Annotated in this window: 27 protein-coding genes and 1 tRNA gene; 16 read left to right on the forward strand and 12 right to left on the reverse strand. The window is 51.0% G+C overall.

Going from position 1 to position 26,855, the window contains the following annotated elements; all coding sequences use genetic code 11:
• Window positions 1-29 precede the first annotated feature (29 nt).
• The 3 genes from E7Z62_04130 to E7Z62_04140 are packed head-to-tail and all read left to right on the forward strand — an operon-like array spanning window position 30 to window position 1,966.
• Entirely contained in the window at window positions 30-758 is a 729-nt protein-coding gene (locus E7Z62_04130) for a hypothetical protein (protein MBE6522300.1), read from the forward strand.
• 4 nt (window positions 759-762) lie between these two features.
• Window positions 763-1,350, forward strand: coding sequence for a thymidylate kinase (locus E7Z62_04135; protein MBE6522301.1), 588 nt, complete (start codon window positions 763-765; stop codon window positions 1,348-1,350).
• Window positions 1,343-1,966: a hypothetical protein gene (locus tag E7Z62_04140; GenBank protein MBE6522302.1), complete on the forward strand. Its 624-nt coding sequence runs from the start codon at window positions 1,343-1,345 to the stop codon at window positions 1,964-1,966. Before E7Z62_04135 ends, E7Z62_04140 begins: the two co-directional genes overlap by 8 nt.
• Window positions 1,967-1,999: 33 nt before the next feature.
• Here E7Z62_04140 and E7Z62_04145 read toward each other — a convergent pair whose 3' ends face one another.
• The gene (locus E7Z62_04145; protein ID MBE6522303.1) at window positions 2,000-3,400 is read right to left on the reverse strand and encodes an NCS2 family permease; all 1,401 of its coding nucleotides are present in this window, start codon (window positions 3,398-3,400) and stop codon (window positions 2,000-2,002) included.
• A 213-nt stretch (window positions 3,401-3,613) separates the two neighbouring features.
• Here E7Z62_04145 and E7Z62_04150 point away from each other — a divergent pair, with 213 nt between their 5' ends.
• Together E7Z62_04150 and E7Z62_04155 are read left to right on the forward strand one after the other, a co-directional pair.
• Window positions 3,614-4,093, forward strand: a complete 480-nt coding sequence (locus E7Z62_04150; GenBank protein ID MBE6522304.1) for a regulator of amino acid metabolism, contains ACT domain protein — start codon at window positions 3,614-3,616, stop codon at window positions 4,091-4,093.
• 243 nt (window positions 4,094-4,336) lie between these two features.
• Window positions 4,337-4,738, forward strand: a complete 402-nt coding sequence (locus E7Z62_04155) for a hypothetical protein (protein ID MBE6522305.1) — start codon at window positions 4,337-4,339, stop codon at window positions 4,736-4,738.
• Here E7Z62_04155 and E7Z62_04160 read toward each other — a convergent pair whose 3' ends face one another.
• From E7Z62_04160 to E7Z62_04185, 6 genes are all read right to left on the reverse strand, one after another.
• Window positions 4,739-5,077 (reverse strand): hypothetical protein, encoded by a 339-nt coding sequence (locus E7Z62_04160; protein MBE6522306.1) that lies wholly within the window; start codon window positions 5,075-5,077, stop codon window positions 4,739-4,741.
• 126 nt (window positions 5,078-5,203) lie between these two features.
• A complete protein-coding gene (locus tag E7Z62_04165; GenBank protein ID MBE6522307.1) occupies window positions 5,204-6,073 on the reverse strand; it encodes a hypothetical protein in 870 nt (289 codons plus the stop codon).
• A complete protein-coding gene (locus E7Z62_04170) occupies window positions 6,070-8,685 on the reverse strand; it encodes a phosphoenolpyruvate protein kinase (protein MBE6522308.1) in 2,616 nt (871 codons plus the stop codon). The genes E7Z62_04165 and E7Z62_04170 overlap by 4 nt, the downstream gene beginning before the upstream one ends.
• A gap of 181 nt (window positions 8,686-8,866) precedes the next feature.
• Window positions 8,867-9,358, reverse strand: coding sequence for a hypothetical protein (locus E7Z62_04175; protein ID MBE6522309.1), 492 nt, complete (start codon window positions 9,356-9,358; stop codon window positions 8,867-8,869).
• 67 nt (window positions 9,359-9,425) lie between these two features.
• Window positions 9,426-10,823 (reverse strand): methanol--corrinoid methyltransferase, encoded by a 1,398-nt coding sequence (locus E7Z62_04180; GenBank protein ID MBE6522310.1) that lies wholly within the window; start codon window positions 10,821-10,823, stop codon window positions 9,426-9,428.
• Window positions 10,823-11,602 (reverse strand): methanol--corrinoid methyltransferase, encoded by a 780-nt coding sequence (locus E7Z62_04185; GenBank protein ID MBE6522311.1) that lies wholly within the window; start codon window positions 11,600-11,602, stop codon window positions 10,823-10,825. The genes E7Z62_04180 and E7Z62_04185 overlap by 1 nt, the downstream gene beginning before the upstream one ends.
• A 267-nt stretch (window positions 11,603-11,869) precedes the next feature.
• On the opposite strand from E7Z62_04185, the gene E7Z62_04190 reads away from it, so the two are divergent.
• Both E7Z62_04190 and E7Z62_04195 read left to right on the forward strand, forming a co-directional pair.
• Window positions 11,870-13,486: a methylamine methyltransferase corrinoid protein reductive activase gene (locus E7Z62_04190; GenBank protein ID MBE6522312.1), complete on the forward strand. Its 1,617-nt coding sequence runs from the start codon at window positions 11,870-11,872 to the stop codon at window positions 13,484-13,486.
• 9 nt (window positions 13,487-13,495) lie between these two features.
• Window positions 13,496-14,095 (forward strand): GTPase, encoded by a 600-nt coding sequence (locus E7Z62_04195; GenBank protein MBE6522313.1) that lies wholly within the window; start codon window positions 13,496-13,498, stop codon window positions 14,093-14,095.
• On the opposite strand, the gene E7Z62_04200 is transcribed toward E7Z62_04195, so the two are convergent.
• Both E7Z62_04200 and E7Z62_04205 read right to left on the reverse strand, forming a co-directional pair.
• On the reverse strand, window positions 14,079-14,450 hold the full coding sequence (locus tag E7Z62_04200) for a zinc-ribbon domain-containing protein (GenBank protein MBE6522314.1): 372 nt from the start codon (window positions 14,448-14,450) through the stop codon (window positions 14,079-14,081). The genes E7Z62_04195 and E7Z62_04200 overlap by 17 nt on opposite strands.
• Window positions 14,451-14,531: 81 nt before the next feature.
• Complete coding sequence (locus E7Z62_04205; GenBank protein ID MBE6522315.1) at window positions 14,532-15,536, reverse strand: hypothetical protein; 1,005 nt, start codon at window positions 15,534-15,536, stop codon at window positions 14,532-14,534.
• A gap of 568 nt (window positions 15,537-16,104) precedes the next feature.
• On the opposite strand from E7Z62_04205, the gene E7Z62_04210 reads away from it, so the two are divergent.
• The 5 genes from E7Z62_04210 (at window position 16,105) to E7Z62_04230 (ending at window position 19,873) form a co-directional block, all read left to right on the forward strand.
• Entirely contained in the window at window positions 16,105-16,920 is an 816-nt protein-coding gene (locus E7Z62_04210; GenBank protein MBE6522316.1) for a hypothetical protein, read from the forward strand.
• A gap of 100 nt (window positions 16,921-17,020) precedes the next feature.
• Window positions 17,021-18,172: a hypothetical protein gene (locus tag E7Z62_04215; protein MBE6522317.1), complete on the forward strand. Its 1,152-nt coding sequence runs from the start codon at window positions 17,021-17,023 to the stop codon at window positions 18,170-18,172.
• Window position 18,173: 1 nt separating this feature from the next.
• Complete coding sequence (locus E7Z62_04220; GenBank protein ID MBE6522318.1) at window positions 18,174-18,575, forward strand: 4Fe-4S dicluster domain-containing protein; 402 nt, start codon at window positions 18,174-18,176, stop codon at window positions 18,573-18,575.
• Window positions 18,572-19,270: a UPF0280 family protein gene (locus tag E7Z62_04225; protein ID MBE6522319.1), complete on the forward strand. Its 699-nt coding sequence runs from the start codon at window positions 18,572-18,574 to the stop codon at window positions 19,268-19,270. Before E7Z62_04220 ends, E7Z62_04225 begins: the two co-directional genes overlap by 4 nt.
• 57 nt (window positions 19,271-19,327) lie before the next feature.
• A complete protein-coding gene (locus tag E7Z62_04230) occupies window positions 19,328-19,873 on the forward strand; it encodes a flavodoxin family protein (protein ID MBE6522320.1) in 546 nt (181 codons plus the stop codon).
• Between the two features lie 45 nt (window positions 19,874-19,918).
• Here the strand turns inward: E7Z62_04230 and E7Z62_04235 are convergent, their stop codons facing one another.
• Complete coding sequence (locus tag E7Z62_04235) at window positions 19,919-20,584, reverse strand: hypothetical protein (GenBank protein ID MBE6522321.1); 666 nt, start codon at window positions 20,582-20,584, stop codon at window positions 19,919-19,921.
• 159 nt (window positions 20,585-20,743) lie between these two features.
• On the opposite strand from E7Z62_04235, the gene E7Z62_04240 reads away from it, so the two are divergent.
• Both E7Z62_04240 and E7Z62_04245 read left to right on the forward strand, forming a co-directional pair.
• Window positions 20,744-21,538 (forward strand): universal stress protein, encoded by a 795-nt coding sequence (locus tag E7Z62_04240; protein MBE6522322.1) that lies wholly within the window; start codon window positions 20,744-20,746, stop codon window positions 21,536-21,538.
• A gap of 104 nt (window positions 21,539-21,642) precedes the next feature.
• Window positions 21,643-23,031, forward strand: a complete 1,389-nt coding sequence (locus tag E7Z62_04245) for an MATE family efflux transporter (GenBank protein ID MBE6522323.1) — start codon at window positions 21,643-21,645, stop codon at window positions 23,029-23,031.
• Between the two features lie 93 nt (window positions 23,032-23,124).
• On the opposite strand, the gene E7Z62_04250 is transcribed toward E7Z62_04245, so the two are convergent.
• Window positions 23,125-24,732: a carboxylesterase family protein gene (locus E7Z62_04250; GenBank protein MBE6522324.1), complete on the reverse strand. Its 1,608-nt coding sequence runs from the start codon at window positions 24,730-24,732 to the stop codon at window positions 23,125-23,127.
• A 287-nt stretch (window positions 24,733-25,019) separates the two neighbouring features.
• Here E7Z62_04250 and E7Z62_04255 point away from each other — a divergent pair, with 287 nt between their 5' ends.
• Window positions 25,020-25,397 (forward strand): hypothetical protein, encoded by a 378-nt coding sequence (locus tag E7Z62_04255; protein MBE6522325.1) that lies wholly within the window; start codon window positions 25,020-25,022, stop codon window positions 25,395-25,397.
• Between the two features lie 68 nt (window positions 25,398-25,465).
• Here the strand turns inward: E7Z62_04255 and E7Z62_04260 are convergent.
• A tRNA-Thr gene (locus E7Z62_04260) sits at window positions 25,466-25,542 on the reverse strand.
• Window positions 25,543-25,738: 196 nt separating this feature from the next.
• On the opposite strand from E7Z62_04260, the gene E7Z62_04265 reads away from it, so the two are divergent.
• Complete coding sequence (locus E7Z62_04265; GenBank protein MBE6522326.1) at window positions 25,739-26,437, forward strand: peptidylprolyl isomerase; 699 nt, start codon at window positions 25,739-25,741, stop codon at window positions 26,435-26,437.
• The last annotated feature ends 418 nt before the right edge of the window (window positions 26,438-26,855 follow it).

Raw genomic sequence — 26,855 nt, forward strand, 5'->3', positions numbered from 1 at the left:
TATATCTAAGAGTATCAGGTGTGTGGCACATGGGGATGGAAGACATATTCCAGATGACGACCAACGACGTTATTGCCCTGGTGCTGGTCTACGCCCTGATCATCGTGGTTCTCGCCGTCGCACTCATAACACAGAAGAAGACCGGCGACAAGTATGACATCCGCAAGATAATCCACATCGGCATTGGAAACTTCGTATTCATATGGTGGATGTTCGAGAACGCTTGGGTTATGGAAGCTTTTTTCGCGATACCGTTCGCCATAATTCTGTTCCTGGCGATGCTGAAGGATAACGTTATCGCGAAATCGACTTTAGGGGACATCTCAAAGAACAAGGGGCATAAGCAGGGCCTCTTCCTGTATGTGGTCAGCATCGTTATCTTGGTCGCCCTCTGTTTCAACGAGCACTGGACTGCCGCTTCCATAGGTATTGTCGCAATGACCTGGGGAGACGGTTTCGGAAGCATCATCGGTAAGAGGTTCGGTAAGCATCACATAATCAAAGGAAAATCCGTCGAAGGTACTTTGGGTGTGTTCGCAGCCACCGTGATTGTGTCTCTCATCCTGGTGGTGTTCCTGGGATCGGTCACCCTTCCAGATCCAACTGGGATCAAACTCACTGCCAGTATACCTATTTGGGCGTGCTGTGTGATAGCCGGTGCGACAGTCTCTGTCACGGAGATGGTAACGCCCGGATGGATTGACAATATAGTGAACTGTATGGCCGTCACAGGCGTCATGATTCTCCTGGGGCTCTGATCCGATGACCTGGTATGCTGTTGACGGAATGGATGGTTCGGGGAAGACAACCTCATCCGATTTCATCCGCGAACAGCTGATATCAGAGGGAAGGAAGGTCTTGGAGATCACGCACCCCAATTCGGAGACGTCCTTCGGCAGGACTGCAGCGAAGTACCTATTGAAGGAAGGCAAAGGCGCAGTGATGATCTCCACGCTCTACTACATCCTTGATGTGCTCCATTCCCTGAGGATCAAAAGGAAGCACGGCAAGGAGTATGACGACATCATCTTCGTAAGGTACAGTCTGGCAGCGGCATATATGCCTGAGAAGCTGTGCAAGCCCATTTACAAGCTTATCGAGTTCGTACTTCCGGTCCCCGACGTCAAGATCTACGTCGATGTGGAACCCAAGATCGCATTGGATAGGATTCTGGCAAGAGGAGAGGCTCTCGAGACCTTCGAGACCGAGGAGAGTCTGGAGAAGACCCGCCGCAGGATGAAGCTCATAACGGACTCATGGATAACTATAGACAATTCGGGCACCCCTGAGGAGACGCATGAACAGACCAGGAAGATCCTTGAAAAGGTGAGGAGCGAGTCCGATGCATGATCCCACCAGTAAGTTCAGCGGTACGATATCGCCCAAGACTGAGAAGGTCGCAAAACTCCTCTCGTTGATCGGTCAGCCCCCATTTCTCTCCATTATACCTTTCGTAGCAATATGCATCGCATTCTCGGACGAGCTGACCAGTGGAATAGCTTGTTCTGTTGCTGCTGTATTCGCGGCAGTGGTACTCCCCATCGTCAACATCGTGTTTTTCTCAAAGAAGTATAACAATTCAGATAAACTCGACGTGGAGAAGAAAGAGGACAGGTTGTTCCCGCTAATTGCAGGCGTAATCGGATATGCCGTAGGGGTGGTCCTCCTGTACTTCCTGGAGGCGCCTTGGCTGGCCACAGTTTTGATGATCTGCTATGCGGTAGTGACATTCGCTATCCTTCTTATCACGCCTTTTTGGAAGATCAGTATCCATTCATGCGGTGTTATCGGCCCTACTATGGGGCTGGCAGTGGCATTCTGGCCTTTCGGAATCCTCTATATTCTGCTGCTGCCCCCGATAGCTTGGAGCCGTTATGTTTTGAAGAAGCACACTCCTCTCCAGTTGGCGATGGGTGCGGTCGTGGGTTTCATCCTAACCGCATTGATATTTTGGATTTTCCTTTGATGAACAGGAACGGCTTGCGATCGTGCCGACGACTCAAATGCTCGGTATGATGCCGTAAGTCAGGTAGAAGTATCCAAGGAAGATCAGTCCGAGTATCCAAATGATCAGCGGGACCTCCTTATACCTCTTGGTCACTAGCATTCCGAGAAGGTATGCTAAGAGACCGAATGCGATACCGTCAGTTATGGATCCAGAGAGAGCCATCATGAACATTGTCAAGAACGCTGTGGCGATGTTCACAGGTTCGGTCCATTCGATATCTTTGACAGAGGTTATCATCATCAATCCAACGAGGACCAGCGCACCGACGGTACAGGCCGAGGTGATTATCGAGAATAACGGTACGAAGAATAGCGCTACGAAGAACAGAATTCCAACGGTCACCGCCATCAGTCCTGTCCTCGCACCTGAAGCGATACCAGTGCTCGACTCTATGAACGAGGTTGTGGTCGTGGTTCCTGCTATAGCACCGAAGATGGAGCCCACTGCATCGGTCTGAAGTGCCTTCTCGTTACCTTCTATGTTCCCGTCCTCATCAATGATCCCTGCTACCTGGCCTATTCCCAGAAGGGTTCCGGCGGTATCGAACATATCGACTATCAGCAGAGCTACGACCGATGCTAAGAAAGCAGGGATAAGTGACGAATCGAACATGGTGAATTCGGTGAACATGGCTCCGAACAGACCGAAATCAGGCATGGAAATGAGTTCAGTGACGGCTGCGGTACCTACTCCGGGAATCAGACTTGTACCATCAATCGTCGTGTCCCAACCGAAAAGCTGTCCTCCCATGAAACCGAATGCGACAGAGAACACTACTCCGACCAGGACGGCGTACCAGAGCTTCTTATACCACAGGATTAAGGTGATTATTATGCACATGATGGAGAGATTCACACCAGGTGATGCAATGTCTCCCAGCTGAAGGGCCGACCCCTCTCCATGTATGATGATTCCTGAGTTGTAGAGCCCCACCAGGACTATGAAGAATCCGATACCCGCGGTGATGGCCAGTCTTACGATGGCAGGTATGCTGGAAAGCAGTTTTTTCCTGACTCCGGAGACAGTGAGAACAAGGAATATTATTCCGGATATCAGAACCACCAACAATGCTTGGTAGTATGTGAAGCCCATCGCGATCACGATGGTGTATGCGATGAATGCGTTGATACCCATTCCTGGAGCCAATGCTACGGGGAATCTTGCATAGATTCCCATCAGGATGCATGACACAAAAGCTGCCAGTCCTGTGGCGGTGACTAACTGTCCGAACAGTTCGGGCCCGGCCGCCTCCTGTAGGATTAATGGGTTGACGGCCATTATGTAGAACATTGCAAGGAAGGTTATCAGACCGCCTCTCACTTCTGTTCCGATCGTTGATCCTCTTTCGGTGATGTGGAAAAAATGATCGATGCGCTCCGATACTCCAGACATGTAGTTGGACAACGTTTTCTGAGTATATAATGGACTTTCGTAATACCAGAATATGATGTACAGTATCTGCCCTAATGATTATGTATTAACATTTAGAAGTCAATAATCCTGTACTCTTTTGTCCATCACATGCCATAAAATGTCATATAATGCATAAGGACGAACATTGTTATATTCACAACATCTTACACTTTCATGGACCAGCTCACAGCTATGCTCAAAAGATATCCTTCGCAGCGCAAGGTGGCAAGGAAGCTTCTCGAATACGGGATAAGGGTTGAGAACGGTGTTGCTTACTGTGGGGACATAGAGCAGACGGATGCGGGAATCGCGCGTGCGTGCGAGGTCGACAGAAGGGTCGTCAGGACCACTTTGGAGCACATCTCTGCCACTCCGGAGCTGGACAGCATATTCTCAAAACTAAGGCCGATGCTTTCTATGGTCGATATGGCGGATGCGATCAACTGTTCGGCTGTCGTCATCATCCCGACTGATGCAAGGGTGCCCGGCATTATCGCCGATGTCACTACCGTCCTTTACAATTCAGGCATCACGCTCAGACAGGCCATGGTAAGCGATGACGGCGAGAGGGACAGGTCCACCCTTCAGATCGTTGTCGACGGTAAGCTGCAGGAGAATGTGATCATGCTCCTCAAGAACTGCCGTGGTGTCGCCAGCGTCCTTATAAAGTGAAATCCCAAACTTTAAGGCGATTAAAGCAATCGCGAACATAGGTAGTTAAAATGCCTATGTCAAAAAAGCAGCTGGAGAAGAAACAGCAGGCAAAGAAAGCTGAATTGGCGGAATTGGAAAAACAGGCCGCTGCCGGAGACGGTGAGGCCAAGAAGAAGATCGCCAAGCTCAAGAAGAAGATGAAATGACCTTTTATCCTGGCCAGTCATTTTAAACCTTTTCAGCTATTTTTGAAACGATACTATGGTAAATGCATGTCCACCACAATCGGATCCCCGTCCGAACGTAGCCAATTTCATATCAAACGAGGAGACGAAGGCATTGGCTGGTCTGACTGTCGAAGGTCTGGACTCGCTGGTGCAAGTGGTCTACGATGAGCTTGTCAGGCAGGACCCCGAATCCAATACAGTTAAGGTCGATCGCGATCTTCTGTCTGATGAGGACATAACCTTCGCCAAGGACCTTGGAAGATTCATCGACAATAAGCTGTCCGAAGGAAAGAGACTCAATCTGATCATTTGCGGAGACATACCTGTCATTGGCTGGAATCTTCAGCTGGAGAAATACAGAGGCCAGAATATCAGAGCATATTACGTAGCCCTGGCCTGCAGACAGGTCCCCCTATGTACGAAGATAGAGTTGTGATCAGGCCTCTGAGTCATCATCGATGAATTTGATGCTGACATCACGTTTCAGGCCCAGATCTCCTGCTACTTCTATGGCCTTGACCATTGCAGACGGTACGGGGCATGCCGTATGAGGGATCGGGGTTTCCTGGGCGAGTTTGTAGACTTCGGATTTATAGAATTCAGCCTCAACTTCGGAGTAAGGGCTGAATGATTCCATTTTCCAAGTCATCCTCAGGATGTTGGGGCAGTCGCTCTTTATGTCAAGCTCAACCATCCCCATTTCGTTCGCCCTAGCGGTTATGATGGTCTTCATCTTACAAACGCCGGCATCAACACAGAGCTTACAGTCAGGCATGATATTCGAGGACTGATGGATATCCAATCATATAAGTGTGTTGTGTAGAGCTCGTCATCTGAAATGGTGTAAAAACCATCCATTTTGGCTGAAGATGAATGGTCCCGGAGTTCATCCGGGTTGGATTCATTCCTTTTTGACAGGAACGAGGAATTCGGCGATACCGAAACCGACCTTTCCGTTGTAAATCGTCTGAGAGATGGTCTCGATAAGCATCATGTCCTTGCTTCCCTGCATGGGGAGCTGTGCACGCTGGAGTATCTTACCTTCGATGTCGTAGGTCCTACCGCTCTTCCCGGTCATCTTCATGATATAGGATGCAGGCATGTTTCCGTCGTATCCTATGTCGACGTCGATCTTGACCACAGGATCATTGCAGCTCTTCGTACCGACGAATCCTGCGTCGACATCCCCTATCTGAGTGGACAGCTTGGTCGCGTTCCATCCGAGGTCGGTTCCGTAGACGGAGTTCAGCCAAAGCCACATTTTGGGGGAGCCCCAGTCGCGCACACCTTCGCTCTTATCTCTTTCTCCTGTCGCTTCGATTGAGAACTCATCTTCGCCCACCTTGATCTTTCCGGTAACGACTCCGAATTGTTCGAAGTGTTCTGATGCCGTTTTGGCAGACATCGCGGCTCCGCGTTCATCCACGCAGTCGTGGTAATCCATGAGCGGATTCACCGGAACCCAATCCAGGTCCAGAGAGGACATGGTGGGAACGGGCTCCTTTGAAACGTCGAAGAGAGGCCCGCTATAGGTGATCTTCCATTTGCCTTCGCATTCCTTGAATTTCAGTCCCGAGCACTCTGTGTGGCGATCATCGCAAGGCTCGGTGTTCCTGATTCCAAATACGCCTTTCTTGCTCATAACGAACAGGAAGACGGATTTCTCGTTCCTGTTGGGTTTGTTCCCTATGCGCATGAATCCTGTGACGCCCTGTTTGGGGTCGAACAGGTTGAAGTAGTAGCTCTCATTCCAATCCAATTCTGTGCTCATTGCGTTTCCTCCAGTATCGTTACTTCTCCCTTGCTTCCGTCCACAGACACCAGATCGCCTGTGTGAAGCGCAGTGGTTGCGGATTTGACTGCGGTGACCGCAGGTATCCTGTACTCTCTTGAGATGACCGCTCCGTGGCAGAGGATCCCGCCGGTCTCGGTGATGAGCCCTCCGAGTTTGGAGAACACCACGGTCCATCCTGGGTCGGTATTGCTTGTGACAAGTATCTCTCCTTTCTCGACCTGTCCGAGGTCCCTCACATCCATGATGATGCGTACCCTTCCCTGGTATCTTCCGGGACTCGATGCGGCCCCGTAGAGCATAGCGCCGTGTGAAAGCGGCTCGTCGTCGAAATCCACTCCGTTGAGAAGGAATTTGGGCGGCAGTCTGTCCCTGTATTTCATGAACTCTGCCTTCCTGGGTGCGATTATCGCCTTTATGTCGCCGATATTATCTCCGTTCAGATACGCTATGGCCTCCAGATCCTCCAGGAAGAATATGTCCTCGCGGTCATCGATGAGCCCTTTCTCGGCCATCCTCCTTCCCTGCTCCAGGAATATCAGCCTGTTCCTGTACATCATATGGTCAAGGTAGAATCTCTGATTCTCCCTGAAGATGAGGTATGTGCGTGCGAACTTCAGAACTGTGAACAGCAGTTTCCTTCTGAAGAATCCGAGCTTCTTGGTGATCTCTTTCTCGGTCTCCTCTCTGCGCTTGACCCCGTTCTCGAATTCAGCTCTCAGGTCAACATCCCCAGCGCACATCTGCAGGGCTATTCCCATGACGTAATCGGGGTCCTCTGCCCATCTGAGAGCGTTGAGTTCCCTTGTGCCGGATCTGTGTCCGAATTCCTTGATGAAGTTGTCATAGACCTGCTTGAACGGGACATCAGATGTCTTCAGCCATTCCACGAACTCCTTTGGTTTCATGGATTCCGCCTTTGCCCTGACCTCAGGGTCTTTCCTCAGGGCAACTCCGAGGTCGGAGAATCCTTTGTTGGTCTCTATGGTCTTATTGTCCTCCAATCCGGACATCAGGCCTGCATAGATGGATCCGTCATCGCCGAGCCATTTGCCGCACCAGTTTTTGACCAAGAGGTTTGTCATGATCGAATGGGAGACCATTCCGTAACGGATGAGCTGATAGTGCTTTATGGATCCCTTCTGTATCTTGAAATACCAATCCGCAAGTTCCTTGTCCTCTAATGCTGTCAGATCCAAAGAGTCGAATTCATCGCACAGTTTGAGGAACCCTTGTGCCCATTTCCTGTAGACCTTATCGGTCTTCCAGATCATACCGTCGCGGTCGCGTATCAGAAGGCAGATCTGCGATTTGATCATGCCGAGGAAGTCATTGGGGTATTTGGAGATCCTCTCCTGCTCGCTGCGGGGGAAGTAGTCCAACAGTTCCCTGGAACGGATGAGTTTCGGATAGTGGGCGAATATCCTCTCTAGAACCGTTGCAGAGAAGTATACTCTTGACTTGTGCAATTTAGTGAGGGGGCCGGATTCGAGATCTTTGTACCCCATCATATGTGCCCCCTCGTGGTTGACGTAGTCGGTGAGCAGCTTTCCCATCACGGTATAGAACATAGGCGTGGTAGCATCCGCCCAGTATTCGTCACCGTATCCTCTGGACCAGAGGATGTCATCCTTTTCTGAAGCATCAGGAAGCGTCGTGATCGCCCTGGATTGCAGGATGTAGACCTTTCCTCCCTCAACGGCCCATTCTATGTCCTGAGGGCATCCGAAGTGGTTGCGTAGTTTGTCGCCCTCTGCGGCTATGAGTCTGAGGATGTTGTCATCAGCACAGCGCGCGTTGACCTTCTCCTGTTCTATATCTACCAGTTTATTCTCGCCGTCGATGAGGAAGAATCCCTGCGTCTTCTCTTTGATGACGGCCTTGATGATCTTTCCGTCTCTTGATAAGACATACCTGTCCGGGGATACCAATCCCGACACGATGGATTCTCCGAGACCCCATGAGGCCTCTATGACCGTATTGTCCTCGCCTGTGACGGGATCCGATGTGAACATGACTCCGCTGATCTCGGATCTGACCATCATCTGGACCACTACAGCCATTCCTTTGGCGAGGTGATCCATCGACGCATCCTCTCTGTATTTCATCGCTCTCGCATTCCAGTAGGATGCCCAGCATGTGATGACCATTTTTGCGATATCATGCTTCCTGACATTCAGATACGTGTCCTGCTGGCCTGCGAAACTCGCGTCTTCCAGATCCTCTGCCACTGCTGAGGAACGGACTGCGAAATACTCCCCTTCAAGGTTGAAACAGTTCTCCTTCAGGAAAGCAAGTTCCTTTTCAGGAATGGGCGTCTCGAAGAACAGGCGGCGTATCTCCTGGGAGGATGCCTCGAGGGATTCTTCGTCATCGAAGTCCGTAGAATCAAGGATATCAGAGATCGTCTTCCTAATCCCTGTCAGGTCCAGGAACATCTCGTATGCATCGACCGTCACGGAAAGGGCCGGAGGAACGCTGAAACCGTTGGAGATCATCTTTGCTAGATTGATTCCCTTTCCACCGACCAGGCTTATTTCTAAGTCGGGAGAATCCAAAGGGATTATAGGGCGCAACTCAGGCGTTGTCATCTAAAGTCCGTATAGTACAACTCATTATTTGAGTTGTCGTCATGATATACGGCGATTGACGACAATTACTCGTTATTATCGACTATTGACGAAAATTGTGCGGCCGGACCATAGTGGTCCGGCCAGGGGGAATGAAATGGCTTTATGGCCCCTTTCGGGGCCTAAGTGTTTTAGTGTTCAATCAGAACACGGGGAACTTTCCTTCGGATGCAAGTGCGGATGCCATGTAGAAGGTGAGAACGAAGTTCAGGAGAGAAACGATTCCAAGAACTGTCGCCAGATCTACATCGCAGATTCCCTCGATCGCAATGACGAGGAAGATCGCTGCCGTGGTGCATAGGATGAGGGTCAGGTTCTTCGGGGTCTTCGCGAGTATCGACCATATGATACACATCACGAAGATTATTCCGAATGCCAGGTTTCCTATGATTCCAATTCCGTATCCGCTTGCGAATACAGCTGCTCCGACGAGTAAGAACACTGTGAACCCGAAGTTGCTCTCTGCCCTGTATGCGAGCAATGCCACGACGGTGATGAGGGCACCGAGGAGCAAGAAGAGTTCAGCAGGTACGGAGAACTTGCTGTCGAAGCATGAGACCGCCAAGGGGAGCGAGATTGCCGCCACGAGGAAGAGACCGCATGCTGTCGGATCTAATGGCTTGAATTCAGACATTACAAAACCTCCATCGAAAAAATGGTTCCCGGGGTCTCCCCCGGGTTTAGAGTTTGATCAGTTCAGCTCAGAGACCGTAGTTCTTCAGGTTGAAGTTGGGGACGTCTGCGTACTTCTTGCAGCAGTACTCGAAGAACTTGTCCTCGTCATCGGGGAGGGCGGACAGGTCCTTGATGATTCCCTCGAGAACCTCTCTCTGCTTCCTGGTGAGCTGGAGTTCCTTCGCGTCGTTGTGAGCCTTGATGAGCTCTGCTGCCTTGAGTCCGGCTGCCTTGGCCCTGAGGTAGTAGTTGTCTCCCTCAGATACGATTGCCTTTCCGATCTCGTAGGCGTTGTCGTATGCGAGGATGTGTCCCTCAGGTCCTCTCTCCCTGTCGGTGATCATGTACAGGTCTCTCAGGTCCTTCTCCTTTCCGGTCTGGATTGCGGTGTTCATCAGAGCAACCTCGTATCCAAGGGATCCCATCCAACACTGGACTGAGGTTCCTCCGAACTCGGGGTGGTACTCGATGGACTCGTTGGACCACAGGTCGCAGACCTGGGCCATCAGGTTACCCTGAAGGTCGGCGTGTGCGCACTGACAGTTCTTTCCTTCCTGTGCACAGGGCTTTCCTGCGATTGCCTTACAGATGGGTCCCTCGTATCCACAGTCCTTGTCAGGTCCGGATGCTCCCTGCTCCCATGCGACAAGGGTCCTTGCGGATGCGATTGCACGGGTGACTGCAGAGTAGGTCCTCTGGACATCCTGGTCGAGCATACCTCCTGCCATGAACATCGAGGTGTTGGCTCCGGAACAGTTGGTGTCTCCTCCTGCGATGGTCTTGTTCTTCTTGGCGATGTTGACGAACTCTTTCCACACGTACTCCATATCGATAGATCCGAGGTATCCGATTCCGAACAGGAATGCGACGATATCTCCGTTGGTGGTTGCGTAGTCTCCGATCTCCTTTCCTCCGAGGGTCTCACATGAGAGGACATCTGCTCCGTTCTCACATGCAACCTCTGCACACTGGAACAGGTGCTCGGGGTAGCTGTGCTTTCCGCCCATTCCAGGCCTGTATCCCTCTTCAGCCTCACGCTGGTCAGGGATGGTCTGCCTTACTGCACAGTTGATTCCGTATTCCTCGTGGAATTTCTCACAGATTGCCTTCTGTCCCTCTACGACGGGTGTGGACATCTTGGGGTCTCCCATCTGAGAGATCCACTCGGTCTCCAGCTGGACGTCGGGGAATCCGAGTGTTACACACCTGTTGAGGACATCCTTGGAGATGTAGTCGACGTATTCTTTCCTGAGTTTCTCAGGGGATGACTCGGAACCGGGCCTGGGTCCATAGTTGAGCTCAGGGATAACCCTTCCTGCTCCTACTTTGATTCCGAATCCGTAGGAGACAGGCTCCTTTGCGGTTCCGAAAACCATCTCATCCGCACTGCTGTATGCCATCTTCGTGTACTTTGCCATATAAATCACGCTCCTACGATGTGGTCCCACTCTTCTCTAATCTTTCTCCAGTCGTATCCCTCAAGAACCTTGTCGGCAATTGGGGGAGTCTGGGGTGCTTTCTCCGAGTAGATACCGAGGTCGAATGACTCTGAGAAGTCTCTGTTCACTGCACCACCGGCTGCCATGAACGGGATGTTGATTCCAGCGGCAACGAGCTTTGCAGCGGCGCGGGGGAACGCGGTCATGGTGGTGGTCATCAGAGCGGTTCCGGTAACCATGAAGGGCTTGACTTCCTTGACCTTTGCGACGACATCGTCGACTGCGACGTCCTTACCCATGTCGATGACTGTGTATCCAGAGGACCTCATCATAACGGCAGCGATGTTCTTACCGATGTCGTGGGGGTCTCCCTCTGCAGCATGCATGACGACGGTTCCCTTGGTGGTCCTTCCACCGGGGATCTGCTTCTCAGCGAGTGCGATTCCGATCTCCATGGTCTTTGCGGCCATCATGATCTCAGGCAGGTAGTAGATGTGCTCTGCGTACAGCTTTGCGACACATTCCATTCCAACGACAAGTCCGTTGTTGATGATGTCGAGCGCATCCTTAGACTTCAGTGCCTCAGCAACTGCGGGCCCTACGTCCTTGAACTTCATGTACAGGACACAGTCTGCGACTTTGGCCAGGACGGGGTCCTTAGGCAACATGGTCTTTGCGATTGCTTCGGGTGTCATTTCGTTCTCACCCTCGACGTCGTAACGCCTGAGGATCTTTGCGAAATCGACTTTAGAATAGTCTATCATTTGTTTTTCCTCCTTCTTGATTTCAGGTGCTGCTTGCCCAACACCCTACTGTTAGTTGGATGGGTGACGAAGTATATAATTCGGTGGATGGATGGATGCTCTGTCCATGCTTTATTTATATACTCGGAGGTATTCTTTAAATAATATTGACGATAAATCATTTTTATTGACTAATCAATTTATATCCAACGAATATAAAGATATTCTATTAATAATAATAAGAACAATAAGGAGTTAGCAAGAAGGCCAGCAGGTCAGGAAGGTAAAATGAGTTACGGGATTTCTTTAGACATAGGAACTAGTGGAACGAGAGGTCATGCAGTCGATCTCTCAAACGGCAAGATATTGTCTACGTCTGTTACGGAGTGTCATCCCCTACCGGGAGCGAACATCATGGATCATCTCACATTCTGCATCAACGCAGGTACTGAGACGGCCCATAAGATTCTCATAGATACGGTCAACAAACTAATCGCCACACTCGGTGTGGATCTGAATCAGGTCGAAAGGGTCAGTATCTGTGGAAACCCTATTCAATTGTCTTTATTCCAAGGAATACCGGTGGACGATCTCGCATTCGCTGGTGAGAATGCCCACAAAGCAAGAGGCATCGTTGCCCAGAAGAGGGATGCAGGAGTATTCTCAGCTGTGGATGTGGGGCTTAATGTCAAGGACGGATGCGAACTTTGCGTCCCTCCGGCAATCAGGCACGAGATCGGAGCCGACGCTCTCGCCATGATGTACAAGAGCGGATTCTTGGATCAGAAGGAGAACTGTCTCGTAACAGATTACGGTACCAACGCGGAGATGGCCCTCAAAATAGGGGACAACATATACACGGGATCAGCCGCAGCAGGACCCGCTATGGAAGGTCAATCCATCAAATGCGGTATGCTCGCGGGACCCGGTGCAATCTCTGATTTGGAATATGACTTCCAATACATCTGTAAGGTACTCGATGAGAACATCATGCCTCAGAACGGATCCAGATGCGATTTCGGACTGGAGACTGTGGTCGATGAAGGCCCGATGAGCGGAAAGGCCACAGGAATCACAGGAACCGGTGTCATCGCAGCCGTGGCCGCAGTTCTGGATTCCCATCTTTGGAGGAAGGGAAAGCTCACCACCTCTGACGGAAAACTGCATCTCCAGGATGGGGTCTACATCGATTCCCACGACATCTCCGAAGCCATGAAGGCCATCGGCGCCATGAGGGCCGGTCACTTCACCCTGCTGGAGCATGCAGGAATCAAGTTCAGCGACCTGAAGATCATGTACATGGCTGGAGCCTCTGGAACCTATGTGGATGCGGTCAAGGCAAGGGAGGTAGGACTTCTGCCTCCGTCATGCGACACCATCTACCAGTATGGAAACACCTCGCTGGCGATGGCCACCGATATCCTCAGGGATCCAGAACTTCTCGATACTCTCCAGGATATCGCCAACGGAATCAGGGCAAACCACATAATGTTCGCTGGAGACCCGATATTCGAGCAGATCTACACTCAGGAACTCGCCGTCTGCGACGAGGGTATGAGCATGGAGATGTACAACAGGAACAACGCGATCGCAGGTATCCAAGAACTACCCAAGCCGAAGGGCAACCCGACCGTCCACAGGATGGTCCAGCGTGACATCCCCGATCTGGGAGACAGAGGTCTGTACATCCTTCACGACATCGGTACCGAGCTGCGCGGATACATGGACGGGTGCATTGGGTGCAAGAAGTGTGAGAAGGAATGTCCCGAGCACGCTTTGACAGTCACCGATGACAAGGAGATCGTCGTCAAGACCAAGAACTGTCTCGGAACAGCATGCTACAGATGTCAGTTCAGCTGTCCCGAGAAGGTCTACAAGTACGACAACCTCAAGCTGACGTTCTGAGATGATAGTATGCATGTGTTCATCATCGGAGGATTCCTGGGAAGCGGAAAGACAACCATGCTCCTTGAGCTGGCCAAGGTCTACGTGGACAAAGGGCTGAAGACTGCCATCATAGTGAACGAATCCGGAGAGGTCGGTGTCGACGGAGCCACGATAAAAGCCGAAGGATACAATGCGACTGAGCTTCCGGAAGGCTGTATCTGTTGCACGCTAGTGGGAACCCTCCAGGCAACCCTCAGGAACATCAAGAGGGATCTGGACCCTGACATCCTGATCATAGAGCCTACCGGTCTGGCGCTGCCCCATAAGGTAAAGCAGTTCGTGCACACGGCCATGATCGATGAGGAGTCCTGCTCCATCATCGGTCTTGCGGATGTGGAGAGGTTCGACTTGCTTCTGGAGAAGAAGGAGGCGTTCTACAAGATGCAGATGTCGGGGGCGGATCTGGTCCTAATCAACAAGGTGGATCTGGCCAAACCTGGGCAGGTTGAGCATATCAGACAATGGTTCTCTCAGAACTTTCCGGAGAAGCCGGTTGAGGCCGTATCGGCCAAGACCGGTGAGAATATGGACAAGCTCTTCGATTTCACGCTTAAGCAGCAAGAATGAAATAATTTATCAGGAGGGCGACCGCCGTCCCTCCTGACAATCCTACTAATGCACCTAGTGCAATGCTCAGTCTCCTTGAAGGGATCAGGAGAGGTATGCAGAAGATCAGTACAGTGAATCTCCAAAAGAACGTGATTGAGAAGGCGATTGCAAAAGCAATGACCAACGCTACGAAGAACCATTTCTCGAATATCATTTCCCTAAGGCTCTTGGGTGATCCTTTCTCGTCGTAGAAATCCGAGAATCCGGGAGGTGTATGGTCCACGTGCGGCATCTGGCGTACTATATTGCCGCATTCAGGACATTGGTATTCATCGTCCTTCAGATACCGGCCGCAATTCGGGCAGAACTCCATGATATCGGTTACAATGCATCTTGTTTAAAAGATTGATTATCGGACGTTCGTAGAAACCGTCAGCTTCCAAATCGATGGGAATCACTCATCTTTCTTGTCTTCTAGGAAACGAATGTTCTTCTCAGATACCAGTCTCTTGTAGAACGCAGACACTGCTTCTGAATGAGTCATTCCCAGTTCAGACAGTACCTTCTCAGCATCGTATAGGAGGATCGGATCCATTCTCACATCCACTGCCGCATCGCGCAGAAGGTTGGCATCTCTGAGCCCTAGCGATTCGTAGATTCCGGCAATGTATTTGTTGTATCTGAGCCCTTTGGATCTGGCCGCATCGCGGATCAATTCTGTTGTGTTCGATCCGTATTGCGAGGCCTTTTTGGTGCGGTGGGCCAGCACAGGGTATCCAAGGTCAGATACGACAGTCTTCAGCACGCTCTTCCTGTTCTCCAGGGACCTAGGTCTGAGCTCTTCAGGATCTATTTCGGAGACACATCTGAGGACATCGGCATCCAAATAGGGGTACAAGACCTTCTTCTTGAAATTGGAAGCCATCTTCTGTTCGCACGGTATCGAGACCTTCATCAGTCTATCGATTCCCCAGTCCTTGAAGGATTCATAGCCTGCATCATCCTCGTTGATCGAATTGGCGCATCCACCGAAGTATTCGTCCGACCCCTGTCCGCTGAGGACGATCCTCTCATCTGCGGTCCTGCATACGGTGAAAAGTTGCATCTCATAGCTTATCGTGAAAGGGTCGCTGACCTTGGTGGCCGATATCAGTTCGCGGATGTCGTCTTCTATCCTATCTTCGCTGATCCTGCAGTGTACCCAAGGAAGACCAAGTATCTCAGCCAGTTCTTTTCCCGCAGCGACGTCGAATGAATCATCAGTTCCGCATGTGTAGCAGGTGACCGATTTGGCATACTTAGAAGCCAATGCTGCAATCAGACCGGAATCCATTCCGCCCGAGAAGGCAACGCCTACGCGCTTCCCCTCGCTAACCCTTTTGACCGATTCTTCGATCGCCCTGCCGAGTTCGTCGTATTTTGCCACTCTTCTTCCTCTTGAGAAACGTTGATTCACCATTTGCGGATGATTCGGATACTTTGGACCCTCTGTTTGAGAGAAGTGATGGTTATCGAGTAGATAAGAAATTGTCAGACCAACGGATCGACCGCATGTTCATATACTATGTGTGAATGGATACGGTGAATGGAGGTAAAACCATGATGTCCATCGAAGAAGAGAAGGATATGGTCGCAAAGATGAAGGCAAAGAACAATTCTGAAGCGGATTACGCTGACGGGATGCTCAGTGTGTTGACCAAGGTGGCCGAGGGAAAGTCTCCCGAAGAGATCAAGGCATACGTCAACAACACTCTGAGATGCCTGATGAACGACTGAGAATGAACAGCGGCGGTCCGAAGGAAAAACCCTTCGGGTCCGTCGCAGAAACATTTCTAGAATTCTAACAACGGTCGCTCCAGACTCGAATAAACAGGGTTTATTATTTATCCACAATGCCCTATCCTCCTAATCATAGGGAAGGTGAGCATATCACATTCTGCGGCAGATGCGGTTATAACAATTCAGAAGGTCGCACTGAGTGCATCAATTGCGGTGCACCGATGCAGGTCGGTATCAGAAGAGATTCCATGGAGGTTGAGCGCTTGGGTGCGTACAACCCCAACAGGCAGTACTCTGCATCTCCATATCGTTCCTTTCAGAGGCCGCCGGTACAGCAGGCCTATACATTCAGACCTCCAGCACAACAGCAGTACGCTACGAGGCCCCCGATGCAGCCACAGTATTCTTCCAGGCAGCCTGTGCAGCCACAGTATGCTCCGAGACCCCCAGTACAGAGGCCGTATGCCCAGGAACCCATAGAACGCATCGGCCCTGCACCTATGGTGCCGGTTACCCCAATGCAGCCGGTGAACAACCCTCCGGTTTCTCAACCTGTCAGTCCCCCCGTTCCTCAGAAGGCTGATGTCCAAGAAGAAAAGGGGCCGGATAGGAAGGAGTATAACAGCTCGGGAAGGCGCCCCGCGATCGTATTATCGTTGGCAGCATTCGTTCTGACCATGGTCGCATTGTTCGCCCTGCCTCTGGATTTCAGCTCTTTCGATACCACTTTGCTCAGGATAGGTATGCTCGATGGGCAGACGGTTATCCTGGCCACCACGATAATCACTATGGTCTTCGCGCTGGTAGCAATCCTCATGCCCATGGTGTCCGTTGTCTCGGGAATATGCATGATGGCGACCGCGATCATGGCATACGGAGTCGAGGGGCTGTTTGATTTCCCGACAGGTGCAGGATGTGCCGTGTTCGTCATGTTGGCAACATACATCATCGGATGCGGTATTGTCTCGACGATGTTCATGAAAAAGTTCATCACAAGCAACCTAGACGATGTTCCGATCCTAAGGGCCTGCTACCTTACATGGACCGGAATACCTCATCTGTGAAGCCGTTGGCTGAACTTTGAATCAAACCATTTCCGTTCCCCTTTAATTAAAATATATAAGGGTGGCCAACTATACTCGCTACCCATTCAGAGGGGAGCTTATGTCAAAGACGTATGAGCAGATAAACGAGAAGATCCGCTCCGGAAAGGCTGTCGTGTACACCGCCGAAGAGGTAATCGATCTCGTGAAGAAGAAGGGTGCCGAAAAGGCCGCTGAGGAGGTAGATGTTGTGACGACAGGTACCTTCGGAGCCATGTGCTCATCAGGTGCTTTCGTTAATTTCGGACACGCATCCCCGCCCATACGCATGACGGACATCAGACTCAATGATGTCATGGTCGACGGAGGTCTTGCTGCCGTCGATACGTTCATTGGTGCGACCGCTACCGTTCCCGGCGAGAAAGGGGGATACGGAGGCGCTCATGTCATAGAGGATCTTATTGCTCACAAGAAGATTCATCTTCACGCTTGGGGCCCTGGTACAGACTGCTACGTCAGGAAGGATATAGACACATGGATCTCCATCGATGACGTCAATGACGCTTACTTGTTCAACCCCCGCAACTGCTATCAGAACTACGGGGTCGCTACGAACACCTCTGACAGGACGATCTACACATACATGGGAAAACTGCTCCCCAGGGTGAAGAATGCATCATACTCTTCGGCCGGACAGCTCTCCCCGCTTCTGAACGACCCCCATCTGGAGACCATCGGCATGGGGACCAAGATATTCCTCGGAGGTGGAGAGGGATACGTTACATGGCCGGGTACGCAGTACAAGACCAATGTGGAAGAGGTCAACGGTGTGCCTGTGGCAGGATCAAGGACGCTTGCGCTCATCGGTGACATGAAACAGATGGATTCCAAATTCGTAAGGGGCCTGGACATCACAGGTTATGGCATCTCGATGGCAGTCGGGGTCGGCATACCCATCCCAATTTTGAACAAAGATATCATCCAGCGCTGTGCAATATCGGATAAGGAGATATTCGCGGATATGGTAGATTACAGTCAGCCCATAGACAGGCCTCCGATGGCCAGGTACAGCTATGCCCAGCTCAGATCCGGAAAGGTCGAATACAACGGAAAGGCGGTCAGGACTTCCTCGCTGTCCTCATACAGCGGGGCCAGGAAGGTCGCAGGCATCCTGAAGGATTGGATAGAGCACAAGGAGTTCACACTCAACCAGCCCTGTTTGACATTCCCCAAGGATGTGAAGCTTAACAAACTGCAGGAAAGGGGGTGCTGAGATGGAGAGAAAGCTGAAGATAGAGTTCGAGGAATCGAACGTCCAGGATTCCGTCGCGTACATATTGGTCTCAGAGTTCGACCTGAGGCCCAATGTCCTGAAGGCAGAGATTTCCGGTGATGGAAGCGGAGTTATGATCCTCTCGTTGGTCGGAGACGAAGAGAAACTGACAGCAGCGGAGAACAGGCTCAGGGAGGCCGGTTTCGTTGTATGCCTGACCAAGCATATCACTCGCGATGAGAATCTATGTTGGCATTGCGGTGCCTGCGAATCCATCTGTCCAGCCTACTGTTTCTCGTCCGACAAGGATACCTACGAGATTAAACTGGACAGCTCCAAGTGCATCGCATGCGGCGCATGCGTCAACGCCTGCTCCGTCCATGCTCTGAAGCTCGATCTATGAGGGTCCATTTCCAGGTCAAGGAGACGATAGTCAATATCGTCAGCGACGAGCAATACATCAGGGTAGCCCAGGATGCTATATTCTCGGCGAGAGACATCATAGAGTCCAAGGTCGCTCAGGATCAGTTCTTCCAAATAACCTATGAGCCTTATCCTCCCGATTCCGGTGATGATGAGCTTATACGCAGGATGAGTAACGCTTCCGTCCTGTCTGGAGTAGGTCCTTTCGCCGGAGTAGCCGGCGCTGTCGCAGTTTTTGCGGTCGAGAAGATGAGGGAAGCCGGTGCGAAAGAGGCCATTGTGGAGAACGGAGGGGACATAGCTTTCCTCTCCGATCGCTCGGTCCCGATAGGGCTCTTTGCCGATCACCCGGTCCTGAAGGATGTGGCCTTCAAGGTGAGTTCGGACGATATCACGGGGATATGCTCATCCTCTGCCAAGATAGGGCCTTCCGTCTCATTGGGCAACTCCAATGTATGCACCGTGTTCTCTGACGATGTGATCCTGGCCGATTGCTGTGCAACCGCTCTGGGGAATCTTGTCAAGGACGAAGGATCGGTTACTGATGCTTTGGAGCAGATCGGATCCATAGAAGGGGTCAAAGGCTGTCTCGCCTGTATTGGTGACAAAGTCGCCATTTACGGAGAGGTGCCTGAGATGGTCCCATGTGCGGACATAACTGAACGGTTATACTGAATTACTAGGGCCAGCGTCTTTATACCACCTCGTTTTCCTTATCATGAGGTTACATAAATGGCAAAGATTGTAGCAGTCATTTCCAGCCCTAGGAAGGGAGCTAACTCCTCCACCATCCTTAATTCCATGGTAGAGGCGGCCAAAGGCAAGGGACACGATGTCCAGGTCTTCAACGTTGCAGAACTGAAGGACAGGCGCGGATGCATCGCATGCATGGGATGCAAGAAGGCTGGCAAGTGCGTACTTAAGGACGAGATCACACCCGTACTCGACGCCATCAGGGATGCAGACGGTGTCATTCTTTCAACAGCGGTCTACTTCGGACAGCCCACAGGCCAGTACAGGCTTCTTGAGGACAGGTTCTTCAGCTTCCTCGACGGAACGATGGCCCCCAACGTCGCACCCAAGAAGTTCGCAGTAATTGTCACGGCAGGAACTGCCGGTGCAGACGAGCTCGCAGCCCAGATCGCAGGACGCATGACCGCATACTTCAAGTTTGAACCTCTCGGAGTCGTCACGATGGTGGATGGAAACCCTCCCCATGCAGCTGAGCAGAACCCCGAGATCCTGGCGAAGGCTGCAGAGATCGGAAGCAAATTCTGATTACGTTCAGACAAACAATTTACGTGCCTTTGCGGCACTTTTTTTTCAGAAATATTTTCTGGTTTGCCAGTATATAGCGGTTCCTTGTCCTTCCTTCGGTTCGGGGGTAGGATAGCTGTCAATTCTTACCGTTGCTACACGCGGGAACTTTTTCTTGTTCGATATGAGGAACTGGTCTAAAGGTGCGGGTTCTGTTGAGAGGATCCTGCCTTCCATTGTTATCTTGGTGCAATCTGGGTTGAGCTCAGCACCAAGCATCGAAGCGATCTTCTCTCCCAGCTGATTCCCTCTCTCCGTTGCTGCCAGCAATACGGCCGCAGGTACGACCCTGTCTATGATGTCGCAGAGGGTTATGGAGTATGTGTTGGAATCGTAACAGTCCGAATCAGGATCCCTAACATGGTAAATCGTCCCTACACCCAATCCGAATATCGTTGGGTACAGAGGTTTGAGGTCAGCACCTCCGAACATAACGGCAAAGGTCCTGCTAGCGTTAATCTCGCATATTTCCGCCAATACCTGCAAGCTAGCATCTGCAATCCTTGGTCCGTCAGGACATCTCAGTATCTCAAGCCAGACCAAGGCCCCATCTGCAGTGGATTGATCCAGGTTGTATCTGGATAGCATTCCTGGCGGTAGCTCGTTATCATCTCTTCCGTCGGTTGACGAGCATGATGAACATGAAGAACAGGATCCGCCGCTGCAACCCATACCACAAACACCTGCTCCGTTTACATGTTTTCACCGTTTTGAATGTTTGGTTTCTGATAGTAAGGATTATCCACTATGTCCTCCAGACGGCATAATTTATTAACTTATGTTAGTCGATTCTCAATCGACACCATTGGTTAGACATAGGAGAGTAGACTCATGAAGTTCGATAAAGTTCTGGTTCCAATCGACGGCAGCTCCCTTTCCGAGGTCGCTGTGGATCTTGCGGTCCATTCGGCAGGTACGTTTGCAGCCCACATAACCTTCGTGTATGTGGTCGATGTTACCGAATACAACAGGTTCGGATCCATCGATGGCGGGGCGATGATCTCGTTCAGGATGCAGACTGAGGGTAAGATGTTTTTGGAGAACGCCGCTGCCATGGCCAAGGCTGCAGGGCTAGAGGTTGAAACCCAGCTAATCGAAGGGGTCCCCCACCAAGTGTTAAGTGATCTGTCCAAGGACCATGATATGATAATCATGGGAGTCACCGGAAAATCCGGCGGATACGGTCGTGTCGGAGGTACGGCGGAAAAGGTCATAGAGAATGCGTACTGTCCTGTCTTGACCTTGAAATCCGGTTCCAACAGAATAGAGAGTGTCCTCTTGCCAGTAAGCAACAAGAACAATGCGGCAATCGACGTTGCCATCGAAACAGTCAAACGCATCAACGGAAAGCTGACGGTATACGCGGTCAAATCAAAGGATTTCGACGCAGAGACTCTGGTCAAGGATGTTGCAGACAAATGTGTGGCAGAGGGCATCAATGTTGTGACCGAGATCGGTGTGGGCAACCCGGCTGAGATGATCATAAACAAATCCGGATTGTACGACCTGGTGGTCATGGGGACCGAAGGCCGCCACGGTTTCAAGAAGATCCTTAATGGAAGCGTTGCCGAGAAGGTTATGCTCCACGCAACATGTCCTGTCACCATCGTCAGAGATACAGAATAAACATATTCTGGGGGTTCGCCCCCAGTCTTACCATTTCTTGATATGTTCGCACGAATATCATTTCGGTTACACATTTTTAATCTGCTCAAAGCATTTGGCAGTCGATGGCTGAAGAAGTTCAGATGACGAAAGATGCCAAGACCATGCTCGGTGACCCCAAGAAGGCACTGATTGCGATGGCGATACCTATTGTCATTTCGAACTTCATACAGAGTGCGAACAACATTATCGATACCTTTTGGCTCACATCCATCGGTGTAGATGCTCAGGCTGCGGTGAGTGTGATATTCCCGATATTCTTCATAGTGATCGGACTAGGGAACGGTATTGCTGTCGGAGTGTCGCAGGCCTTGGCCAGAAGGGTCGGTGCAAATAACAAAATCGAGGCCAACCATGTAGCCGAACAGGCCATCATTCTCAGTCTGATCATCAGCATATTCCTCACAGTGGTGTTCCTAATCTTTTCAGAGGAGATCATCTTCGCAGGCGGGGGTTCCTCCAACATGGATGCCTGTATGGCCTATGCGATCCCCATATTCCTCGGATTCCCGGTGATTATCCTTAGCGACATCTTCAGTGGGCTGCTCAGATCGGAAGGTTCTTCGAAACGCGCCATGTACATAATGGTGCTCGGTGCAGGATTGAACATAATTCTCGACCCCATATTCATCTTCGTACTTGACATGGGCATCTCCGGTGCCGCTTGGGCAACTACGATCGCCATGATCGTGCCGATGTTCCTGGTGGTCTATTGGTATTACCTGAAGAAGGATACGTACGTCCATCCGACATTCAAAGGTTTCAGCTTTGATAAGGCCCTCATTATGGACATCCTCAGGGTCGGCATTCCCGCATCCCTCGAGATGGTGCTGCTCTCGCTCATGATGATGGTCATGAACCTAATCATCGAAGGTGTCGGATCCGTGGACGGTGTCGCGATATACGGTAACTGCTGGAAGCTGATGGATCTGTTCTTCATGCCAACGCTGGCCATAGGTTTCGCCGTGGTCCCTCTATGTGCTGCCGCGATAGGTGCCAAAGATTACCAAAGGGTGCGGTCGATCTATCACCTTGCACTGAAGTACGGTATTCTGATATCGATCGGGATCACAGTCGTGCTCCTGCTGTTCTCTGAATTCTTGGTCATACCGTTCTCGTATTCCGAGGAGACGCTGCATCTCAGGTCTCAGATGGTCACGATGCTCATGATATGTTCGCTAATGATGCCTTTTGGTCCATTGGGATACACGTCGTCAGGATACTTCCAGGGAATGGGGTGGGGCCTGAAGTCCCTGAGCATCATTTTGGTATTGAACCTGCTCCGCATCCCAATATGTATTGCTATGGCATCTATATATGGTACCCTGGAGTCCATCTGGTGGGGGGTAGTTGCCGCAGAGACCATCGGTTCGCTCTACGGCGGGGTATTAGGATTCTATTCCATACACAAGCTTGTTACCGGTGGATATCCGAAATATCCTTTATCTGAATGACCTTAGGGTATTGGTCCTGTGTGAAAAAGTAAAGATGTTTCCCGGAGGGTGCGGAGGATCATCCGACGCCCTTCAGGTTCTTTGCATCAGTCTTCAGATGCAGTAGTATTTGGTCAGGAAGTAGGCCTTCTCCCAATCGAGGATCTTCCTCTCTGATTCCTTCTCAGGGTGGATGTTGAACTCATCGAAGACCATGACGTACTTGTTCTCGAGATCGTACAGGGGCCAGTCCTTTGCCTTTCCGTCGGGAGAGATGTCAGCGCTGAGGGATGGGTTGCCTGTCTTCGAGAACTGTACCCAGATCTTACGCATGGTCTTTCCGAATGTCTCGTCGAACATCCTTCCGGTGACGAGGGTCTCCTCGGGATGGTTGAACACGGTCGAGAGCTCGACTGCATGTCCGCTCCTCAACATCGGTACGGAGGACTCGGGTGTGAAGAAGTAGGCGTAGGTCTTACCTCCTGCCTTCGTCTGGTTCTCGGACATCCTGAACAGGGGTGCGATGAAAACTATCTGGTCGAAGAGACGGCTTCTGCCGTCGTACTCCTCGCACACATCTTTGGCGTTCTCGCAGAAGCTCAGGGCGAGCTTCTTCTCATCTTCCGTCAACTGGGAGAGCTTCCTCTTCATGCGTTCGTCTACGAATGCCCCGTATCCCTCCACACCGAAACCGGCCAGGAAGTAGGACATCTCGTCCTTGGTGCAGCCCTGCATGAAGACGATGTCCTTTGCCGCTCCCCTCTCATATTCTCCGTAGGGATCCAGAGGTACTGTCCTTCCGTCCCTCTCAGCCCATACGCGCAGCCCTAGCACGCCAGAGGCTTTTATGAACTCTTGGACATCGACCTTCTGAAGATCCGCTACCGTTTTGCAGCCGAGAATCTCCATTACCTCGTTGGTGCACTGTATGGCCTCTTCCGTGGACCTTGTGAATACCGGGGAACCGCTCATCACTATGTCACGCTGGAAGTACTCGTGTGTTCCCTTGATCAGCGGGAGCAGCGATACGCTTCCTCCTCCCGCGGACTGTCCGAAGATCGTGACCTGTCCGGGATCCCCTCCGAATGCCGAGATGTTCTCATGGACCCATTTCAGTGCCATTGCCTGGTCCAGCAGTCCGAGGTTCTGTGCGTCAGGGTAATCCTTTCCGTCCGGCAGATGGGAGAGATGGAAGAAGCCGAAGACTCCCAGCCTGTACTCGATGGAGACCAGGATGATGTCCGGATTCTCCTTGACGAAGTTGGTTCCCTCCTCCCTGGGTTCGGCTGTGCCGCCCATCTCGAAGGCGCCCCCGTGGATCCATACCATCACCGGTTTCTTCTTATCCGAATTGTCGTCTGCCTTCCAGACGTTCAGATACAGGCAGTCCTCGCCCTGGACATAGAGGGAACCCATCTGACCGATGTTTCCTTCCTGGCAGGGACATTTCCCGAAGTAATAGGCTTCGTAGACCCCATCATCGGGGACGCAGTCAACAGGCGCTTTCCAGCGCAGATCCCCTACGGGCTGTTTGCCGACGAACGGGACGCCTTTGAATGCGATGACATTGTCGGTCTTCTTCCCGACGAACGTTCCGTTGATGCACTTCACGGCCAGCGATTTATCGTAATCGCCGTTCGTGATCTTTTTGTTCTCTCCATAGAGTGCATGCATCCGTTCCGTTACTTCCTTTTCGAGTTCTTTATTGTAAATGTCAATCAATATGTCATCTCCCTATCATTCTGCTTATCTGATAGTTTAGGTCTGAGGTGAAGAGGGTTTGTCCTTAAAAATAGTAGTCTTCCGATGAGTACAAGGTTTTGTCATGCTTTCAGGATCAAATCCTATTGCCGGTGTATCTATGTGAATAGACACTTCCGCTTATACCAGACCTTGTTTATTGTTCAGGCATATCAATTGTATCTCGTTATGCAAGCCTCAAGTTTCTTTTACCTCCATACCATTTTTTATTTCACCATAAGATTCTTAAAGTGATTCCGATGCCCCAAATGAAATGTCTAGTCTGCGGAGGGACCACGCTCGTCCCTTACAAGTTCGCAGACCACTCTTTCGCAACCCAATGCTTCATGGATGCATTCGCATGCGTCAGATGTGGCCGTATAGAGTTCTATGCCAGAGATGATGTCCTCAAAAAGTGCATCTCCGATACCGTCCGTGTAATGGCTGCGGACAGAGAATCATCGAACAAATCAAACAATCTGGCAGCCCAGCTCACCAGTCTGAAGAAGGAGCTCGAGCACTGTGTCGAGAGGTCCAAGGACGATGATCTGACTGATGATGAGGCTAAGGAGTTGGAGGGCAGGATTCTCGATCTCTACAACAAGATCAACGTTATCGAACACAAACTGGCCTCTCTTAAAGGCTGAGGATGTGGCCACCGGTGTCAGAATCGGTCATTTTCCATAACAATTGAGTTGGAGATAATTGAAAAGAGTGGAGCCGCCTCTGAGATTCGAACTCAGGACCTGCTGATTACAAGTCAGCCGCACTACCGGGCTATGCAAAGGCGGCAGGTAGTAATCCATGGTATATGCATCTCGTTTATATGCGTTTCCACAGTCCGTATGGAGAAAAAGCTGGTGCCAGAGGCTAGGTAAGTATCCTGAAAAACGGCTGTCCAGTGCCTTATACGCGCTTTACTTTGCGATACCTATATAATAGGTGACGCTATCGGCGCAGTAGTTAATTACCAATCACGGTGAATATCATGGCAGACGCAAAGAAGCTCGTTCGCCTTACATACAAGGCTTACCTCGCCGATGCAGACGAGAGACTCTATGACACTACAGACGCAGAAGCAGCCAAAGAGGCGGGAATCTTCAACGAGAAGATGACCTACGCACCTATGGCTTACCTCTTCGGATCCAAGACCCTCTTCCCTGACCTCGAGGAGGCCATCGAGAAGGCAGAGATCGGAAAGGAGACGACCATCACAATCCCCTGCGAGAAGGCAGCCGGAGCAAGGAACCCCAAGCTCATCGAGCTTCACCCTATCAAGGAGTTCTACAAGCAGGAGATCAACCCCTACCCTGGAATGTCCGTCTCACTGGGCAACAGGTCCGGAGTCATCATGTCCGTCGCAGCAGGACGTGTCAAGGTCGACTTCAACAACCAGCTCGCCGGCCACGACCTGAAGTACGTCTTCACCGTCACCGAGGAGATCACCGAGGCAGTAGCAAAGGCAAAGGCAATCATCGAGCTCACTTCCGGAACATCCGAGGGATTCGAGGTCGCTGTCGAGTCCGACAAAGTCGTCGTCACCGAGGCCGAGACCTGCAAGTTCGATCAGAACTGGGCAATCGCCAAGTACAAGATCGTCGCAGACCTCAGGGCAGCTTTCGATGTCACACGCGTCGAGTTCGTCCAGGTCTGGGAAGCCGCCAAGAAAGACGACAAGAAAGAGTGATGTTGGGGTTTACACCCCAACTCCCCCAAAACTCTTTATCACCCTTTCGGGTAATTTTTGAACAAGTTTGATCCATCCATCTCAATCGAAGAACGCCAGTATGGTGTTCATCTCGTTGCTTCTGCTGCGGTCGATGCGGCAGCCGTACTTGTCGTACTTCATGTAGTTCTGTTCCCTTATCCTGCTGACCGGAAGAGGGCACAGAAGGGTCTGTTTGTAGTTGTTCATGTTTCTCACCTGCAGTCTTGGGGGCTGCAATTGGAATATGTCCGTAGGAATATAATAACATCAAATTGTAATTGTTGTTATGTTTGTAATGTTTGTTATTTGCGGGTAGGACGCGTATTTTCGACATGTCTGGATTTATAAATAAAGTATATAAAGGGTAAAAACGAAAAACAGGTACTATTCTTCGATT

The sequence above is a fragment of the Thermoplasmata archaeon genome (genome assembly GCA_015063285.1).
Classification (GTDB): Archaea; Thermoplasmatota; Thermoplasmata; order Methanomassiliicoccales; family Methanomethylophilaceae; genus Methanoprimaticola.

Excerpts from the sequence above, each read along its gene's own strand:
- E7Z62_04230 (MBE6522320.1), top strand. The coding sequence starts at position 19,328 with ATGGCAAAGATTGTAGCAGTCATTTCCAGCCCTAGGAAGGGAGCTAAC.
- E7Z62_04185 (MBE6522311.1), bottom strand. The coding sequence starts at position 11,602 with ATGATAGACTATTCTAAAGTCGATTTCGCAAAGATCCTCAGGCGTTAC.
- E7Z62_04255 (MBE6522325.1), top strand. The coding sequence starts at position 25,020 with ATGAAATGTCTAGTCTGCGGAGGGACCACGCTCGTCCCTTACAAGTTC.
- E7Z62_04165 (MBE6522307.1), bottom strand. The coding sequence starts at position 6,073 with ATGAGCACAGAATTGGATTGGAATGAGAGCTACTACTTCAACCTGTTC.
- E7Z62_04225 (MBE6522319.1), top strand. The coding sequence starts at position 18,572 with ATGAGGGTCCATTTCCAGGTCAAGGAGACGATAGTCAATATCGTCAGC.
- E7Z62_04235 (MBE6522321.1), bottom strand. The coding sequence starts at position 20,584 with ATGGGTTGCAGCGGCGGATCCTGTTCTTCATGTTCATCATGCTCGTCA.
- E7Z62_04135 (MBE6522301.1), top strand. The coding sequence starts at position 763 with ATGACCTGGTATGCTGTTGACGGAATGGATGGTTCGGGGAAGACAACC.
- E7Z62_04210 (MBE6522316.1), top strand. The coding sequence starts at position 16,105 with ATGGAGGTTGAGCGCTTGGGTGCGTACAACCCCAACAGGCAGTACTCT.
- E7Z62_04205 (MBE6522315.1), bottom strand. The coding sequence starts at position 15,536 with ATGGTGAATCAACGTTTCTCAAGAGGAAGAAGAGTGGCAAAATACGAC.
- E7Z62_04160 (MBE6522306.1), bottom strand. The coding sequence starts at position 5,077 with ATGCCTGACTGTAAGCTCTGTGTTGATGCCGGCGTTTGTAAGATGAAG.
- E7Z62_04220 (MBE6522318.1), top strand. The coding sequence starts at position 18,174 with ATGGAGAGAAAGCTGAAGATAGAGTTCGAGGAATCGAACGTCCAGGAT.
- E7Z62_04195 (MBE6522313.1), top strand. The coding sequence starts at position 13,496 with ATGCATGTGTTCATCATCGGAGGATTCCTGGGAAGCGGAAAGACAACC.
- E7Z62_04150 (MBE6522304.1), top strand. The coding sequence starts at position 3,614 with ATGCTCAAAAGATATCCTTCGCAGCGCAAGGTGGCAAGGAAGCTTCTC.
- E7Z62_04140 (MBE6522302.1), top strand. The coding sequence starts at position 1,343 with ATGCATGATCCCACCAGTAAGTTCAGCGGTACGATATCGCCCAAGACT.
- E7Z62_04145 (MBE6522303.1), bottom strand. The coding sequence starts at position 3,400 with ATGTCTGGAGTATCGGAGCGCATCGATCATTTTTTCCACATCACCGAA.
- E7Z62_04265 (MBE6522326.1), top strand. The coding sequence starts at position 25,739 with ATGGCAGACGCAAAGAAGCTCGTTCGCCTTACATACAAGGCTTACCTC.
- E7Z62_04190 (MBE6522312.1), top strand. The coding sequence starts at position 11,870 with ATGAGTTACGGGATTTCTTTAGACATAGGAACTAGTGGAACGAGAGGT.
- E7Z62_04155 (MBE6522305.1), top strand. The coding sequence starts at position 4,337 with ATGGTAAATGCATGTCCACCACAATCGGATCCCCGTCCGAACGTAGCC.
- E7Z62_04200 (MBE6522314.1), bottom strand. The coding sequence starts at position 14,450 with ATGGAGTTCTGCCCGAATTGCGGCCGGTATCTGAAGGACGATGAATAC.
- E7Z62_04170 (MBE6522308.1), bottom strand. The coding sequence starts at position 8,685 with ATGACAACGCCTGAGTTGCGCCCTATAATCCCTTTGGATTCTCCCGAC.
- E7Z62_04130 (MBE6522300.1), top strand. The coding sequence starts at position 30 with ATGGGGATGGAAGACATATTCCAGATGACGACCAACGACGTTATTGCC.
- E7Z62_04215 (MBE6522317.1), top strand. The coding sequence starts at position 17,021 with ATGTCAAAGACGTATGAGCAGATAAACGAGAAGATCCGCTCCGGAAAG.
- E7Z62_04240 (MBE6522322.1), top strand. The coding sequence starts at position 20,744 with ATGAAGTTCGATAAAGTTCTGGTTCCAATCGACGGCAGCTCCCTTTCC.
- E7Z62_04175 (MBE6522309.1), bottom strand. The coding sequence starts at position 9,358 with ATGTCTGAATTCAAGCCATTAGATCCGACAGCATGCGGTCTCTTCCTC.
- E7Z62_04245 (MBE6522323.1), top strand. The coding sequence starts at position 21,643 with ATGGCTGAAGAAGTTCAGATGACGAAAGATGCCAAGACCATGCTCGGT.